This is a genomic window from Leclercia sp. AS011, assembly GCF_037152535.1.
In the GTDB taxonomy this organism is placed as follows: domain Bacteria; phylum Pseudomonadota; class Gammaproteobacteria; order Enterobacterales; family Enterobacteriaceae; genus Enterobacter.
On sequence record NZ_JBBCMA010000001.1, the window covers coordinates 2,626,433 to 2,641,988 of the forward strand.

At 54.7% G+C, this 15,556-nt stretch carries 14 protein-coding genes, 2 tRNA genes, 1 rRNA gene and 1 pseudogene; 7 read left to right on the forward strand and 11 right to left on the reverse strand.

Annotated elements, in window-relative coordinates; translation table 11 throughout:
* Positions 1-24: 24 nt before the first annotated feature.
* Positions 25-765 carry a peptidoglycan meso-diaminopimelic acid protein amidase gene (gene dpaA, locus WFO70_RS12415; protein ID WP_337016512.1) on the forward strand — a complete coding sequence of 247 codons (741 nt, stop codon included), beginning with the start codon at positions 25-27 and terminating at the stop codon, positions 763-765.
* Here the strand turns inward: dpaA and WFO70_RS12420 are convergent.
* Positions 736-1,503 (reverse strand): class II glutamine amidotransferase, encoded by a 768-nt coding sequence (locus WFO70_RS12420; protein ID WP_337016514.1) that lies wholly within the window; start codon positions 1,501-1,503, stop codon positions 736-738. The two genes, dpaA and WFO70_RS12420, sit on opposite strands and share 30 nt — an antisense overlap.
* 45 nt (positions 1,504-1,548) lie before the next feature.
* Complete coding sequence (gene lpcA / locus WFO70_RS12425) at positions 1,549-2,127, reverse strand: D-sedoheptulose 7-phosphate isomerase (protein WP_095280885.1); 579 nt, start codon at positions 2,125-2,127, stop codon at positions 1,549-1,551.
* A gap of 238 nt (positions 2,128-2,365) precedes the next feature.
* Here lpcA and fadE point away from each other — a divergent pair, with 238 nt between their 5' ends.
* Both fadE and WFO70_RS12435 read left to right on the forward strand, forming a co-directional pair.
* Positions 2,366-4,810: an acyl-CoA dehydrogenase FadE gene (gene fadE / locus WFO70_RS12430; RefSeq protein ID WP_337016519.1), complete on the forward strand. Its 2,445-nt coding sequence runs from the start codon at positions 2,366-2,368 to the stop codon at positions 4,808-4,810.
* 109 nt (positions 4,811-4,919) lie between these two features.
* Positions 4,920-5,690 (forward strand): amidohydrolase, encoded by a 771-nt coding sequence (locus WFO70_RS12435; RefSeq protein WP_337016521.1) that lies wholly within the window; start codon positions 4,920-4,922, stop codon positions 5,688-5,690.
* A 100-nt stretch (positions 5,691-5,790) separates the two neighbouring features.
* On the opposite strand, the gene WFO70_RS12440 is transcribed toward WFO70_RS12435, so the two are convergent.
* Both WFO70_RS12440 and dnaQ read right to left on the reverse strand, forming a co-directional pair.
* A tRNA-Asp gene (locus WFO70_RS12440) sits at positions 5,791-5,867 on the reverse strand.
* 130 nt (positions 5,868-5,997) lie between these two features.
* Positions 5,998-6,741 (reverse strand): DNA polymerase III subunit epsilon, encoded by a 744-nt coding sequence (gene dnaQ, locus WFO70_RS12445; protein WP_337016523.1) that lies wholly within the window; start codon positions 6,739-6,741, stop codon positions 5,998-6,000.
* Between the two features lie 145 nt (positions 6,742-6,886).
* Between dnaQ and rnhA the strand changes: the two genes are divergently transcribed.
* Positions 6,887-7,354 (forward strand): ribonuclease HI, encoded by a 468-nt coding sequence (gene rnhA, locus WFO70_RS12450; protein WP_103793497.1) that lies wholly within the window; start codon positions 6,887-6,889, stop codon positions 7,352-7,354.
* Here rnhA and WFO70_RS12455 read toward each other — a convergent pair whose 3' ends face one another.
* Positions 7,355-8,071, reverse strand: a complete 717-nt coding sequence (locus WFO70_RS12455; protein ID WP_337016525.1) for a class I SAM-dependent methyltransferase — start codon at positions 8,069-8,071, stop codon at positions 7,355-7,357.
* 32 nt (positions 8,072-8,103) lie between these two features.
* Between WFO70_RS12455 and gloB the strand changes: the two genes are divergently transcribed.
* Positions 8,104-8,859 (forward strand): hydroxyacylglutathione hydrolase, encoded by a 756-nt coding sequence (gene gloB / locus WFO70_RS12460; protein WP_337016527.1) that lies wholly within the window; start codon positions 8,104-8,106, stop codon positions 8,857-8,859.
* A 71-nt stretch (positions 8,860-8,930) separates the two neighbouring features.
* Positions 8,931-10,298 carry a murein transglycosylase D gene (mltD, locus tag WFO70_RS12465; protein WP_337016529.1) on the forward strand — a complete coding sequence of 456 codons (1,368 nt, stop codon included), beginning with the start codon at positions 8,931-8,933 and terminating at the stop codon, positions 10,296-10,298.
* Between the two features lie 53 nt (positions 10,299-10,351).
* Here the strand turns inward: mltD and WFO70_RS12470 are convergent, their stop codons facing one another.
* From WFO70_RS12470 to WFO70_RS12480, 3 genes are all read right to left on the reverse strand, one after another.
* On the reverse strand, positions 10,352-11,122 hold the full coding sequence (locus WFO70_RS12470) for a class I SAM-dependent methyltransferase (protein ID WP_337016531.1): 771 nt from the start codon (positions 11,120-11,122) through the stop codon (positions 10,352-10,354).
* 78 nt (positions 11,123-11,200) lie between these two features.
* Entirely contained in the window at positions 11,201-12,001 is an 801-nt protein-coding gene (locus tag WFO70_RS12475) for an endonuclease/exonuclease/phosphatase family protein (RefSeq protein ID WP_032616661.1), read from the reverse strand.
* Positions 12,002-12,140: 139 nt separating this feature from the next.
* Positions 12,141-13,316, reverse strand: a complete 1,176-nt coding sequence (locus WFO70_RS12480) for an MFS transporter (RefSeq protein ID WP_337016532.1) — start codon at positions 13,314-13,316, stop codon at positions 12,141-12,143.
* Between the two features lie 104 nt (positions 13,317-13,420).
* Between WFO70_RS12480 and yafC the strand changes: the two are divergent.
* Positions 13,421-14,361: pseudogene (yafC, locus tag WFO70_RS12485) on the forward strand (DNA-binding transcriptional regulator YafC).
* Here the strand turns inward: yafC and dkgB are convergent.
* The 3 genes from dkgB to rrf form a co-directional block, all read right to left on the reverse strand.
* A complete protein-coding gene (dkgB, locus tag WFO70_RS12490) occupies positions 14,358-15,161 on the reverse strand; it encodes a 2,5-didehydrogluconate reductase DkgB (RefSeq protein ID WP_337016535.1) in 804 nt (267 codons plus the stop codon). The pseudogene yafC and the gene dkgB sit on opposite strands and share 4 nt — an antisense overlap.
* Before the next feature lie 163 nt (positions 15,162-15,324).
* Positions 15,325-15,401, reverse strand: a tRNA-Asp gene (locus WFO70_RS12495).
* A 55-nt stretch (positions 15,402-15,456) separates the two neighbouring features.
* Positions 15,457-15,556 (reverse strand): 5S ribosomal RNA (gene rrf, locus WFO70_RS12500); the annotation flags it as partial.

The following is a 15,556-nucleotide window of genomic DNA, read 5'->3' on the forward strand; positions in this document are numbered from 1 at the left end:
AGGTTTTATCAAGGAACATGTAGTATGCGTAAAATCGCATTGTTCATTGCGATGCTTCTTATTCCGTGCGTTTCGTTTGCCGGGCTACTCAGCAGCAACAGCTCCACGACGCCCGTTAGCAAAGAATACAAGCAGCAGTTGATGGGCTCTCCGGTCTATATCCAGATCTTTAAGGAAGAGCGCACGTTAGACCTGTTCGTGAAGATGGGTGAGACGTATCAGCTGCTCGACAGCTATAAAATCTGCAACTACTCCGGTGGCCTTGGCCCGAAACAGCGTCAGGGCGATTTCAAAAGCCCGGAGGGGTTCTACAGCGTTCAGCGTAGCCAGCTAAAACCGGATAGCCGCTTCTATAAAGCCATCAATATCGGCTTCCCGAATGCCTATGACCGTGCCCATGGTTATGACGGTAAATACCTGATGATCCACGGTGCCTGTGTTTCGGTGGGTTGCTATGCCATGACCGACAGCGGGATTGATGAGATCTTCCAGTTTGTTACCGGCGCGCTGGTGTTTGGCCAGTCTGCGGTGCAGGTGAGCATCTATCCGTTCCGGATGACCGACGCCAATATGGCGCGTCACAAAAGGTCCTACTATGCAGATTTCTGGAATCAGCTGAAGCCGGGCTATGACTACTTCCAGCAGACGCGTAAGCCGCCGACCGTTTCAGTGGTGGATGGACGTTACGTGGTCAGCAAGCCGTTGAGCCACGAAGTCGTCCAGCCACAGCTGGCGTCAAACTACGCGCTCCCCGAGACAAAATAAGATCCACTCACCTGGCATAATCTTTTGCCAGGTTTCGTTGCCCGTCAGCGGCTGCGTCGCAATCACAGTGACCACATCGTTCGGTGTGGTCTCTGTCTGAAAATCAATTTCCACATCCTGATCCAGCAGCTTTGCCACGCCGAACGGTGCCCGCCGGGTGATCCAGAACAGGTTCGTGGAGCAGAACGCCATCACGTAGCGCCCGTCAGACAGCAGCATGTTGAACACACCCTTCTCACGAAGCTCGGACGCCAGCGAGGCAATGTATTTAAATACCGCGGTCATGTTGCTGGGGGTACGTGGGTAGCGCTCGGTCAGCTTATGCAGCAGCCAGCAGAAGGCCTTTTCACTGTCGGTTTCCCCCACCGGGCGGAAGTTGCCGGTCTCCAGCGACTTATAGCCGCTCAGCTGGCCGTTATGGGCGTAGGTCCAGTTGCGACCCCACAGCTCGCGGGTAAACGGATGGGTGTTTTCCAGCGCGACTTCACCGCGGTTGGCCTGGCGAATGTGGGCCACCACCGAGCGGGATTTAATCGGATAATCCTGCACCAGTTTGGCAATCGGAGAGTTGAAGCTGGGTTGTGGATCCTTGAACGTGCGACAGCCTTTCCCTTCATAGAAGGTGATACCCCAGCCGTCTTTATGCGGCCCGGTTCCTCCACCGCGCTGCACCAGCCCGGTGAAACTAAAGCAGATATCGGTTGGCACATTGGCGCTCATCCCGAGCAGTTCGCACATATATCACCTCCACAACAGCGGGGGCGATATGCCCCCAGCGAAGTCTTACTTGACCATCTCTTTTTCAATTAACTGAATCAGAATGTGGATCACTTTGATGTGAATTTCCTGAATACGGTCAGCGTAACCGAAGTGTGGCACGCGAATTTCGATATCCGCCGTACCTGCCATTTTGCCGCCGTCTTTGCCAGTCAGGGTGATGACTTTCATCCCCTTCTCACGCGCCGCTTCAATCGCCTTGATCACGTTGCCGGAGTTGCCGGAGGTGGAAATCCCCAGCAGGACATCCCCTTCACGCCCCACCGCTTCAACATAGCGGGAGAAGATGTGATCGTAACCGAAGTCATTGCCCACGCAGGAGATGTGGCTGACGTCAGAGATCGCAATCGCCGGATAGCCCGGGCGGTTTTCACGATAACGACCGGTCAGCTCTTCGGCAAAGTGCATGGCATCACAATGTGAACCGCCGTTGCCGCAGGAGAGCACTTTACCGCCCGCTTTGAAGCTGTCGGCCAGCAGGACCGCCGCGCGCTGAATAGCGTGAATATTGGCTTCATCTTTCAGAAAGTTAGCCAGCGTTTCCGCCGCTTCGTTCAGTTCGTTACGAATAAGATCCTGGTACATGAGGATAATCCTTCAGTATTGATGAAATAACAGAGCAAGTTTACCGGATAGCGGGAAAAGCGAGAAGCTAAAGCCGCATGAATCGGCAGCCGTTTTGCGCTTTTGTGCCGCGTAAAACATGAACAATGTGAACCAGGTTGTAATTATTTTGTGAATGCATTGCTAAAAGAAATAACATCCACTACAACCATATCATCACAAGTGGTCAGACCTCCTACAAGACAGGGAGCATTTCTTTATGATGATTTTAAGTATTCTCTTATCGGTTGTTCTGCTCGGGGTGTTGTTCTATCACCGGGTCAGCTTAATTCTGAGCAGCTTTATTTTATTGGCCTGGACCGCTGCGCTTGGCGTTGCCGGCATCTGGACGACCTGGGTGCTGGTCCCGCTGGCGATCATCCTGGTGCCGTTTAACGTCCGCTCCATGCGTAAGTCGCTGATTTCTGCTCCGGTATTCCGTGGCTTCCGTAAAGTGATGCCGCCGATGTCGCGCACAGAGAAAGAGGCGATTGATGCGGGTACCACCTGGTGGGAAGGCGACCTGTTCCAGGGTAATCCTGACTGGAAAAAGCTGCATAACTACCCGCAGCCGCGCCTCACTGCAGAAGAGCAGGCCTTTATTGACGGCCCGGTGGAAGAAGCGTGCCGCATGGCCAACGACTTTGCCATCACCCATGAGATGGCCGATCTGCCGCCGGAACTGTGGGCATTTTTAAAAGAGCATCGCTTCTTCGCGATGATCATCAAGAAAGAGTACGGCGGGCTGGAGTTCTCCGCTTACGCTCAGGCTCGCGTGCTGCAAAAACTGTCTGGCGTCTCCGGGATCCTGGCGATCACCGTTGGCGTGCCTAACTCCTTAGGCCCGGGCGAACTGCTGCAACATTACGGTACCGAAGAGCAGAAAGATCACTACCTGCCGCGCCTGGCTCGCGGTCTGGAAATCCCTTGTTTCGCACTGACCAGCCCGGAAGCGGGTTCCGATGCCGGTGCCATTCCGGATACCGGCGTGGTCTGCATGGGCGACTGGCAGGGTGAGCAGGTGCTGGGCATGCGCCTCACCTGGAACAAACGCTACATTACGCTGGCGCCCATCGCTACCGTGCTGGGTCTGGCCTTTAAACTCTCCGACCCGGAAAAACTGCTGGGTGGCGAAGAAGATCTGGGCATTACCTGTGCGCTGATCCCCACCTCTACCCCGGGCGTGGAAATTGGTCGTCGCCACTTCCCGCTGAACGTGCCGTTCCAGAACGGTCCGACCCGCGGTCAGGATATCTTCGTGCCGATTGACTACATCATCGGCGGTCCGAAAATGGCCGGTCAGGGCTGGCGTATGCTGGTGGAATGTCTGTCGGTTGGCCGCGGCATTACCCTGCCGTCGAACTCAACCGGCGGTCTGAAATCGGTGGCGATGGGGATTGGCGCTTACGCCCACATCCGCCGTCAGTTCAAAGTCTCTATCGGTAAGATGGAAGGGATTGAAGAGCCGCTGGCGCGTATCGCAGGCAACGCCTACGTGATGGATGCCGCTGCTTCCCTGATTACCTACGGCATTATGCTGGGCGAAAAACCGGCCGTACTGTCGGCGATTGTGAAGTACCACTGTACCCACCGCGCGCAGCAGTCAATCATTGACGCGATGGATATCGCAGGCGGTAAAGGCATTATGCTCGGCGAAGGCAACTTCCTGGCGCGCGGCTATCAGGGCGCACCTATTGCCATCACCGTGGAAGGGGCCAACATCCTCACCCGCAGCATGATGATCTTCGGTCAGGGCGCAATCCGCTGCCATCCGTACGTGCTGGAAGAGATGGCTGCCGCGCAGAATAACGACGTGGATGCCTTCGACAAGCTGCTGTTCAAACATATCGGTCACGTGGGCAGCAACAAGGTGCGCAGCTTCTGGCTGGGTCTGACCCGCGGCCTGACCAGCTCCACGCCAACCGGCGATGCCACCCGTCGTTACTATCAGCATCTGAACCGTCTGAGTGCCAACCTTGCGCTGCTCTCCGACGTGTCGATGGCGGTGCTGGGCGGCAGCCTGAAGCGCCGGGAACGTATCTCCGCGCGTCTGGGCGATGTGCTGAGCCAGATCTTCCTCGCCTCGGCGGTACTGAAACGCTACGACGATGAAGGCCGTCATGAGGCGGATCTGCCGCTGGTACACTGGGGCGTGCAGGATGCGCTCTATCAGGCGGAACAGGCGATTGACGATCTGCTGGTGAACTTCCCGAACCGCTTTGTCGCGGGTGCCCTGCGCGTGGTCATCTTCCCGACCGGTCGTCACTATCTGGCACCGTCCGATAAGCTGGATCATAAAGTGGCGAAGATCCTGCAGGTACCGAGTGCAACCCGCTCCCGCATCGGTCGCGGTCAGTATCTTGAGCCAACCGAGCATAACCCGGTGGGTCTGCTGGAAGAGGCGCTGCTGGATGTGATGGCGGCCGATCCGATTCATCAGAAGATCTGCAAACAGCTGGGCAAAAACCTGCCGTTCACCCGTCTGGATGAGCTGGCGAAACAGGCCCTGGCGGGTGGCATTATCAGTAAAGATGAAGCGGCTCTGCTGGTGAAAGCCGAAGAGAGCCGTCTGCGCAGCATTAACGTAGATGATTTCGAGCCGGAAGAGCTGGCAACGCAGCCGGTAAAGCTGACAGAAGTCGTCCGTAAACCTGAAGCCGCATAACCGGTTTCAGGGCTAAACAACCCCGCCTGGTGCGGGGTTTTTTATTGCCACCCGTTTCTCTGATTGTCGTGCTACAGTGTCAAAATGTGGTTTTTCGAGGAGTCTTACTGTGCCTGGTTTGAAGATTACGCTTTTGCAACAACCGCTGGTGTGGATGGATGGCCCCGCCAACCTGCGCCATTTTGATCGTCAGCTGGAGGGGATCGCCGGGCGCGACATCATTATCCTGCCGGAAATGTTCACTACCGGCTTTGCCATGGAAGCGGCAAAACAGTCCCTGCCGCAGGAGGATGTGGTCGCCTGGATGCAGGCCAGAGCCCAGCAAACCCAGGCGTTAATCGCCGGGAGCGCCGCGCTGCAGACCGAACGCGGGCCGGTAAACCGTTTTCTGCTGGTTGAGCCCGAGGGCAAGGTGCACTTCTACGACAAGCGCCACCTGTTCCGTATGGCGGATGAACACCAGCATTATGAAGCGGGTAACGCGCGGCTGGTGTTTGAGTGGCGCGGCTGGCGCATTCTGCCGTTAGTCTGTTACGACCTGCGCTTCCCGGTGTGGTCGCGTAACCGTAACGATTACGACCTGGCGCTGTACGTCGCTAACTGGCCAGCCCCACGCTCGCTGCACTGGCAGGCATTGCTGACCGCACGGGCGATTGAGAACCAGGCTTATGTGGCAGGCTGCAACCGGGTCGGTACCGACGGCAACGGGCATCACTATCGCGGTGACAGCCGGGTGATTAACCCGCAGGGGGAGATCATCGCCACCGCAGAGCCGCACCATGCGACGCGCATTGACGCCGAGCTGTCGCTGACGGCACTGAGAGAGTATCGGGAAAAATTTCCTGCATGGCAGGATGCGGATCCGTTTAGCATTAACTAAACATCTGCCGGGCGGCACCAGAGTGGCCTGCCCGGCGAAATCAGCGGCGCGATAAAATGAGAAAGGCCTGAATCATTGCTGATTCAGGCCTTCTGAATAGTGGCGGAACGGACGGGACTCGAACCCGCGACCCCCTGCGTGACAGGCAGGTATTCTAACCGACTGAACTACCGCTCCGCTGTGTTCCCTTGGGAACGAGGCAGATATTACGGTTTGCCTCCGATCCCGTCAATGCTTTTTCTCTGCTTTTGAATCGTTTGCTGCAAAAACGATCCAAACGGTTATTTTACCAGCATTCCCGCCGCCTTTAAGCGCGCCAGAGGCAGCTTCCGCCCTTCTTCTGCACCAGATCCAGACGTGATTCATGCGCCAGTAGCTCTTCATCGTTGGCAAGAATAACGCGTAAGGCGCTGGACTGACGAATAATGCGCTGGATTTCGCCCTCCCCGACCTGCTGCTGTGAATCATTATCGGCGTTAAAGGCCAGCGCTGTCTGACCGCCGGTCATGATCAGGTAGACATCGGCCAGGATCTGGGCATCGAGTAATGCCCCGTGCAGGGTTCGTTTGCTGTTGTCTATTTCATAGCGCGAGCACAACGCATCGAGGCTGTTACGCTTGCCGGGGAACATCCTTCTCGCCATCGCCAGACTGTCGGTGACTTTACAGAAGGTGTCGGTCTTCGGCAGGCCGCGGTTGAGCTTGCTGAATTCATAGTCCATAAAGCCGATATCAAACGAGGCGTTATGGATCACCAGCTCGCCGCCTTTGATGTAGTCGATGAATTCATCGGCGACGTCAGCAAAGGTGGGTTTATCCAGCAAGAATTCATCTGCGATACCGTGAACGCCAAAGGCTTCCGGGTCCACCAGCCGGTCTGGCTTCAGGTAGACGTGGAAGTTATTGCCGGTAAGACGGCGGTTGATCACCTCTACCGCACCGATCTCAATGATCTTGTGCCCTTCATAGTGAGCACCGATCTGGTTCATACCCGTGGTTTCGGTATCGAGGACGATGATCCTGTCAGCGTTATGTGTGTCTGCAATACTCATTCTGAAAACCTGCTCTGTTCAACGGCGACATTGTAAACAACCTGACCAGGCGTTCAAAGGCTAATTCGCAATGACGCCAATTTGCTGTGCTGACTAAGTCCATTTATGTCAGACTTATCGTTTTGATTACAGGATGTCTGCCAGGATGCGTAAACAGGTAGAGATTTACACCGACGGATCGTGCCTCGGCAACCCGGGCCCGGGGGGCTACGGTGCGATTTTGCGTTATCGCGAACACGAAAAAACCTTCAACGAAGGCTATCGCCTGACCACCAACAACCGTATGGAGCTGATGGCCGCGATTGTGGCTCTCGAGGCGCTGAAAGAGCACTGCGATATTGTGCTGAGCACCGACAGCCAGTATGTACGCCAGGGGATCACCCAGTGGATCCATAACTGGAAAAAGCGGGGCTGGAAAACAGCCGACAAAAAACCGGTGAAGAACGTCGATCTCTGGCAGCGCCTGGATGCGGCACTCAGCCAGCATAAAATCCAGTGGGAATGGGTGAAAGGCCATGCCGGACATCCCGAAAACGAACGTTGCGACGAGCTGGCCCGCGCTGCCGCGATGAATCCGCAGCATGAAGACGTAGGGTATAAACCGGAAGCCTGATCAGGGCTTACGGTATTGACGCGTGGCGCCCACGGCGGCACGCAACCGCGTTTTGGCTTTACTTTGCTTCATGGGATTGAGGGTCAGCGGGATGGTTCGCTTGCGCGCCACAATCAGCTGCATACAGCCCAGCGCCGGAAAATGCGTGCTGAGCATCTTCCCGCCCTGCCGCGTCCAGGGCAAGACCTGAAAACCGCTATGGTACACCACTTCAAAGTTGAGCAGCGACAGCCAGTCCAGCTGACGCATCAGAGTGAACATCCGGCTATTGTACGGCGGGGTACGGCGCAGGATCGGCACCAGCTTGCGCAAGCCCATCAGACTCATCGGGTTGAATCCGCTAATCACCAGCCAGCCATCGTCAATCAGCACCCGATCGGCTTCGCGCAGTAAGCGGTGCGGATCGTCGCACCAGGGCAGCGAATGCGCCAGCAGGCAGGCATCCACGGATTTTTCCGCAAACGGCAGATGCAAGGGATTGGCCTTCACCTGAACCGGCTCGCCCCCCAGCGAAACGTTGACCTGATGTGAAATCCCACAACTTTCAGTGTTGATTTCCGCGCTCAGATTGCCAATCTTAAGCAGGTGAAAACCATACATTTTCGCGAACCAGGGCTTAAGCTGCTGCTCAAGCGCTTCGCGGTAGTATTCACCCCAGGGCAATTCCGCCCAATGTGCTGGTGCTGAGACAATCTGAGGTATCCTTGCCGGTTTCATCAAAACACCCGCCACGCTATGAGAGGTAATGTATGAATCTTATCAGTATTCCTGCTTTTCAGGACAATTACATCTGGGTTTTAACCAATGATGAAGGCCGTTGCATCATTGTCGATCCTGGCGAGGCTGAGCCGGTGTTGAAGGCCATTGAGCAAAACCAATGGCAGCCGGAAGCGATTCTGCTAACCCATCATCACCATGACCATGTGGGCGGCGTAGCGGCGATCTGCGCAAAATTCCCGCATCTGGTAGTTTACGGCCCCGCTGAGACACAAAATAAAGGGGCGACACGCGTAGTCGAAGATGGAGAAAAGATCCTCATTCTTGCGTCGGAGTTTTCCGTAATTGCCACGCCGGGTCACACTTTAGGACATCTCTCTTTCTTCAGTTTTCCTTATCTTTTCTGTGGCGATACAATGTTCTCTGGCGGCTGCGGAAGACTGTTTGAAGGCACGCCAGCCCAGATGTACCAGTCATTCCAGAAAATTAACGCCCTTCCCGAAGACACCCTCATTTGCTGCGCACACGAATATACTTTAGCGAATATGAAGTTTGCAACGCACGTTTTGCCGGAGGATATAGCGATTCAGGATTATTACCGCAAAGTTAATGAGTTACGTGCAAAAAACCAAAAAACACTCCCTGGAATTCTGAAAAATGAGCGTAAAATTAATTTATTTCTCAGAACAGATGACATTGATTTAATTAATAAAATTAATGAAGAAACAAATATGCAACAACCAGAAGAGATTTTCGCATGGTTAAGGGCGAAGAAAGATAACTTCTGATAATTGCATGTTGCCTTTTTAAATATTCGTCGTTATCATCGCTCGTCTTTTAAGCAACTATTGACACACACATGAAGGCAAAAGCGATATTACTCGCCTCTGTCCTGCTTGTGGGTTGCCAGTCGTCTCAGAACACTGGCAACGTACAACAGCACGCACAGAGCCTTTCTGCAGCTGGTCAAGGGGAAGCAGGGAAGTTTACAAGTCAATCGCGATGGGCAGACGATGGGACGTCTTTCGCACAGGATCAAGACTTGTGGGTCTCTATTGGCGACGAGCTAAAGATGGGAATTCCGGAAAACAGCCGGATTCGCGAACAGAAACAGAAGTATTTAAGCAATAAGAGCTATCTCCACGATGTAACTTTACGGGCAGAGCCGTATATGTACTGGATAGCAGGGCAAGTTAAGAAACGTAACATGCCTATGGAACTGGTACTACTACCCATAGTGGAGAGCGCTTTTGACCCACATGCAACGTCTGGCGCCAAGGCCGCAGGTCTTTGGCAGATCATACCGAGCACAGGGCGAAATTATGGTTTAAAACAGACCCGCAACTACGATGCGCGTCGTGATGTGGTCGCGTCGACGACTGCAGCACTCGACATGATGCAACGTCTGAACAAGATGTTCGACGGTGACTGGCTGCTGACTGTCGCTGCGTATAACAGCGGTGAGGGTCGTGTACTGAAGGCAATGAAAGCGAATAAAGCACGGGGTAAACCCACCGACTTTTGGTCGCTTCCACTGCCACGGGAAACCAAAATTTACGTACCAAAAATGCTGGCTTTGAGTGAAATCTTCAAAAACAGCCAACAGTACGGCGTGAAGCTGCCGACCTCGGACGAGAGTCGTGCGCTGGCGAGAGTGCGTATCAACAACCCTGTTGAACTGCGACAGGTTGCGGATATGGCAGGTATCTCGGTTACCAAACTGAAAGCCTTCAACGCAGGTGTGAAAGGCTCTACGTTGGGTAACAGCGGGCCGAAGTACGTTCTGGTGCCGCAGAAACACGCTGAACAGTTACGGGTATCTCTGGCAGCGGGTGAAATTGCTGCGGTTCAGTCTACGCTGATCGCGGATAACTCACCGGTTAACAGCCGTAGCTATCAGGTACGTACCGGCGATACGCTTTCAGGCATTGCATCACGTCTTGGCGTGAGCGCAAAAGATCTGCAGCAGTGGAACAAGCTGCGTGGCTCCACCCTGAAAGTGGGTCAAAACCTGACGATTGGTGCGGGTAACAGCGCGCAGCGTCTCGCTAATAACAGCGATAGCATTACCTATCGAGTGCAAAAAGGCGATTCGCTCTCCAGTATTGCTAAGCGTCACGGCGTGAACATCAAAGATGTGATGCGCTGGAACAGCGATACCGACAATCTGCAGCCTGGCGATCGGATAACGCTGTTTGTGAAAAACAACGCCACCCCGGATTCCTGATTTCAGAGACCAGATGTAAAAAAGGCACCGATTCCCCCGGTGCCTTTTTTGTTTTATCCCGCTTTTTGCGCTTCAGCAAAAATCGTATCGCTGGTGAATGAGCCCTCCTCCTGCAGCTCAAAGTAGGCTTTCACCTCAGCGGAGGCGCTCTCCTGATACAGCCTTATCGCCTGACTTAATGCCTCTGGCGTACGCATACGGGCAATCCACGAGGAGAACTCCAGCGTCAGCCTGTCAGTCTGCAACCCGCGCGTAATCAGCCCGGCTTCTGTGAACATCGATAACCACTCGCCGCTGGAATAATTGCGCACATGCGAGGTGTCACGTAGGGCTTCAACCGTCTGCAGCCAGATATCCCGCACCGGATGGCCCGGTGACATGATATCCATGATGATAACCAGACCGCCCGGCTTCAGCACCCGTTTAACCTCACGTAACGCCTGGCCAACATCGTGCCAGTGATGCGCCGAGTAGCGGCTGATGACAATATCAAAGGATTGATCGGCAAAGGGTAAGGATTCGGCATAGCCCTGACGGGTAGCGATATTCCCCAGCCCTTTCTCACTGGCGGCCGCAGAGACCACCTCCAGCATCTGGCTGGATAAGTCATAGGCCGTCACATGAGCAACCTGCTGTGCCGCCACAAAGCTGGCATGACCCGCGCCGCAGCCTAAATCCAGCACGTTGGCATCGGTAAAGTCGGCCAGCCGTTCAGCCAGACGCTGCAGATCGCGCCCGGATGCGTGAACCGCGCTGGTGAGATAGGCCTTCGCCTGGGAGCCAAACTGTTTTTCTACGTTGTCATGATGGGACTGTGTTGTCATTTTTTGCTGTCCTTCGGTTGATGAAAAATAAAGGGCAGCACCCGCGCAGGCCTGCCCCACGGCAGACCTGACACACCTCTATCTCTCAGGTTTGCCGGGACTGAATTCAACTAGTAGCGGATTATGATCGGAGGCGCGCGTCACCAGCACTGAGGCTTCATGCACGTTCAAACCACGATAGAAGACAAAATCGAGGGGGCGACCAAAGGCTTTGCGGCGTTGATCGTCGGTAAAACGTACTTCGCGCAGCGACATCTCACGCGCAAAGCGGTAAAGCGCATTCATCCGCGGGCGGCTCCAGGCATTGAAATCACCGGCCATCACCACCGGACCGCTGTGGTGCGCGATCTGATCCCCGATAGGCAGTAACTGTTTGCTGTAGACGTCAACGCCGAGGCTGAAATTGACCGCGTGAATATTCACTACCATCAGCAAACGGGTGTCCGGCAGGGGGTAGACGGTGACCAGGGCAGATTTAGCCAGGCGCAGGAGCGGTTCACGTTCCCGCAGCGGGCAGCAATAAACAGGATGCGCGGCCGAAAGCGTCATCACGCCGGACGGATGTTGAGGCAGGACAAATGCCGGAACCTGGTCGGCCGCAAGGTAGTTAGTGGTCGCAAACCTGACCAGTTCAGGGGTGGTTTGCGCCTCCTGCAACAGCACCAGATGCGCATCCTTACCAAAGTTCTGCAGAACAGATAACCATTCGGCGCGCTGCTGTTTGAAGATATTCCACACCAGCACCCGGATTTTCTCATCACTGCTTAAAGGTGCGCCGGCGGGCAACGCCTGGCCAATGCTCGCAAACGACCCCGGAGGTAAGATCCTCTCCGCAGGTTGTCCGGCAACATAACGCATGGCATAGGTATTTTTTCGCACGATGTGAAACGACCTCTATAGACAGAACCCGTCCAGAAACAGGAGCGGGTTCTAATGTTATAGGGTTTTCAGCTCACACTTTCAACGCAATTACCGAGAAACCGCTGTTTCGTTTTGTTAGCAAGTGCTTACATCAGACTTATCCCAGCACCATACGAGTGGGCTTATCCAGGCGGCCACTAAGGCCAATCAACAGAAATGCCGCAAGAACGATAACCGCGCCAATCCACGGCGTTTGCGCCAGACCGAAGTGTTCTACAGTTTGCCCGCCGATAATCGATCCCAGCGCAATGCCTACGTTGAAAGCAGCAATGTTCAAACCAGACGCCACATCCACGGCGTTAGGGGTATACAGCTCGGCTTTTTGTACCACGTAGACCTGCAGGCCCGGCACGTTGCCGAAGGCGAAGATCCCCATCACCAGTACCGTCGCCAGCGCGGCATATTGCATCGAGGCGGTGAACTGGAAGATCAGCAGCAGGACTACCAGTGCAGCAAAGATAATTTTCAGTGCCGGAACGGCGCCATGTTTATCTGCCAGCTTGCCGCCCCAGATATTGCCGATCGCCACCGAAACGCCATAGCCCAACAGGATCCAGCTGACCGCACTCGGTGAGAACCCGGCCAGATCCTGCATCATTGGCGCCAGGAAGGTAAAGGCGGTAAATACGCCGCCATAACCCAGCGCGGTAATGGCATAGATCATCAGCAGACGGGGATGGGTCAGCACCTTCAACTGATCGCGCAGCGTCGCAGCCGCACGTCCTGGAATGTTTGACGGGATCAGCACCAGACTGCTGATCAAGGCGATCACTCCCAGCAGCGAGACCGCGAGGAAGGTTTCCCGCCAGCCAAAATGCTGGCCGATAAAGGTGCCCAGCGGGACGCCGGTCACCAGCGCCACGGTTAAACCACCAAACATAATGGCAATGGCGGAGGCGGCTTTCTCTTTGGGCACCAGACTGGTCGCGATGGTCGAGCCGATAGAGAAGAAGACCCCGTGGGCAAGGCCGGTCAACAGACGGGCAATCACCAGGGTGGTGTAATCCGGTGCCTGCCAGGCAAGAATGTTGCCCGCAGTAAACAATACCATCAGTGCCATCAGCAGTTGCTTGCGCGGCAGACGGCCTGTAAGGGCTGTCAGCACCGGCGCACCAATCGCCACGCCGAGGGCATAGATGGAGACCAGCAAGCCCGCAGAAGGCAGGGAGATGGCAAGCTGGTCAGCAATCGTAGGTACCAGTCCTACAATAACAAATTCGGTTGTGCCGATTGCAAAGGCACTGATCGTCAGGGCAAGTAGCGCCAGAGGCATAAAAAACTCCGTATCATCAGGATTAAGATGACACGGAGTATGCGCCAGTGTTTAAATAACAAAAATGCTCAAAGTGTCAATATAATTTTGCGGATTAAGCAACAATGAAAGCAACCTCTGAGGAACTGGCGATCTTTGTCGCCGTCGTTGAGAGCGGCAGCTTTAGCCGTGCCGCCGAACAGCTGGGACAGGCCAATTCAGCCGTGAGTCGATCGGTCAAAAAGCTTGAGATGAAGCTGGGCGTCAGCCTGCTGAACCGGACAACCCGGCAGCTCAGCCTGACGGAGGAAGGTGAACGCTATTTCCGCCGCGTGCAATCTATCCTGCAGGAGATGGCGGCGGCAGAAACAGAGATCATGGAGACGCGCAGCACGCCACGCGGCCTGTTGCGCATCGACGCCGCCACGCCCGTGGTGCTGCATTTTCTGATGCCTTTAATTAAGCCTTTCCGCGAACGCTATCCGGAAATGACCCTGTCTCTGGTCTCGTCAGAAACCTTTATCAACCTGATTGAGCGCAAGGTGGATGTCGCGATCCGCGCCGGAACACTGACCGATTCCAGTCTGCGGGCACGCCCGCTGTTTACCAGCTATCGCAAAATCATTGCCTCTCCCGATTATATTGCCCGTTTCGGCAAGCCTGAGACGATTGAGGAGTTGAAGCAGCATCTGTGCCTGGGCTTTACGGAGCCGGTCTCCCTCAACACCTGGCCCCTCGCCTGCCATGATGGTCAGCTTCATGAAGTGGTCTGTGGTTTATCGTCCAACAGCGGCGAGACGCTCAAACAGTTATGTCTGGGAGGGAACGGGATTGCATGTCTTTCGGATTATATGATTGATAAAGAGATTGCGCGGGGGGAGTTAGTCGAGCTAATGGCTGACAAGCGCCTGCCGGTAGAGATGCCCTTTAGCGCGGTCTACTACAGCGACAGAGCGGTGAGCACCCGGATCCGGGCATTTATCGATTTTTTGAGCGAGCATGTAAAACAGCTCCCGAAGGAGCTGTAAGAGGGTTAAGTAAGGGTACAGAGGGAGGGTTACATTAATCCCACTTCGGCGCCAGGCCTTCCGGGCTCACCAGGCGATCGTTGCAATCCAGTGCGGCGATCGCTTTTTTATCGTCCTGATCCAGCTCCAGATCCTGTGCCAGCAGGTTGCTTGCCAGGTTTTCGCGTTTGGTTGAAGAAGGGATCACTGCATAACCCTCCCCCATTGCCCAGGCCAGGATAACCTGCGCGGCAGTGGCATTATGTTTGGCAGCAATACGCAGAATGGTTTCGTCTTTCAGCGCTTTACCGTAAGCCAGGGTCATATAAGAGGTGATATGGATGCCGTGCTGCTGCGCCCATTCCACTACCTGACGGTTTTGCAGATAAGGAGAAAGCTCGATCTGGTTAGTGGCGATATTTTCTGCGCCAACAGCCGCAATCGCTTTTTCCATCAATGGAATAGTGAAGTTAGAAATACCAATTTCACGCGTCAGCCCCTGGGCTTTGGCTTCCATCAACGCCTGCATAAACTCATCAACTGACACGGCATCGTTTGGTGATGGCCAGTGGACCAGGGTCAGATCCACATAATCGGTACGCAGTTTTTTCAGGCTCTCTTTCAGGCTGGGGATTAATTTCTCTTTGCTGAGGTTCTCAATCCAGATCTTGGTGGTGATAAAAAGCGCGTCGCGCGGCACGCCGCTCTCTTCGATAGCCTGGCCGACCGCAGCTTCGTTGTCGTAGATCTGCGCGGTATCAACCGTGCGATAACCCAGTTCAAGGGCAGTTTTAACGGATGCGATAACAACGTCGTCTTTCAGGCGGAAAGTGCCCAGACCAAATGCAGGGATAGTCATTGAATTCCTCTTTTCTTCATCATGTTTGTTAATAAAGAGGATTATCGCAACGGGGGATGTGTGAAAAAAGAGTCTATTAAGCAGAGGATTTTTGCGTTTAAAGCAATAATCAGGCAACAGATAAGAAAAAAGCCCTGAGCTAATGCTCAGGGCTTTCAATAGGTGGCGGAACGGACGGGACTCGAACCCGCGACCCCCTGCGTGACAGGCAGGTATTCTAACCGACTGAACTACCGCTCCACCGAATACTTCTGTAACCACCGGTTTAATGCCCCGGCTCACTACGTAATTTGATGCCTGGCAGTTCCCTACTCTCGCATGGGGAGACCCCACACTACCATCGGCGCTACGGCGTTTCACTTCTGAGTTCGGCATGGGGTCAGGTGGGACCACCG

Coding starts and splice junctions, on each gene's coding strand:
- rnhA (WP_103793497.1), top strand. CDS start 6,887: ATGCGTAAACAGGTAGAGATTTACACCGACGGATCGTGCCTCGGCAAC.
- dkgB (WP_337016535.1), bottom strand. CDS start 15,161: ATGACTATCCCTGCATTTGGTCTGGGCACTTTCCGCCTGAAAGACGAC.
- WFO70_RS12480 (WP_337016532.1), bottom strand. CDS start 13,316: ATGCCTCTGGCGCTACTTGCCCTGACGATCAGTGCCTTTGCAATCGGC.
- WFO70_RS12470 (WP_337016531.1), bottom strand. CDS start 11,122: ATGACAACACAGTCCCATCATGACAACGTAGAAAAACAGTTTGGCTCC.
- fadE (WP_337016519.1), top strand. CDS start 2,366: ATGATGATTTTAAGTATTCTCTTATCGGTTGTTCTGCTCGGGGTGTTG.
- dnaQ (WP_337016523.1), bottom strand. CDS start 6,741: ATGAGTATTGCAGACACACATAACGCTGACAGGATCATCGTCCTCGAT.
- dpaA (WP_337016512.1), top strand. CDS start 25: ATGCGTAAAATCGCATTGTTCATTGCGATGCTTCTTATTCCGTGCGTT.
- mltD (WP_337016529.1), top strand. CDS start 8,931: ATGAAGGCAAAAGCGATATTACTCGCCTCTGTCCTGCTTGTGGGTTGC.
- WFO70_RS12420 (WP_337016514.1), bottom strand. CDS start 1,503: ATGTGCGAACTGCTCGGGATGAGCGCCAATGTGCCAACCGATATCTGC.
- WFO70_RS12455 (WP_337016525.1), bottom strand. CDS start 8,071: ATGAAACCGGCAAGGATACCTCAGATTGTCTCAGCACCAGCACATTGG.
- lpcA (WP_095280885.1), bottom strand. CDS start 2,127: ATGTACCAGGATCTTATTCGTAACGAACTGAACGAAGCGGCGGAAACG.
- gloB (WP_337016527.1), top strand. CDS start 8,104: ATGAATCTTATCAGTATTCCTGCTTTTCAGGACAATTACATCTGGGTT.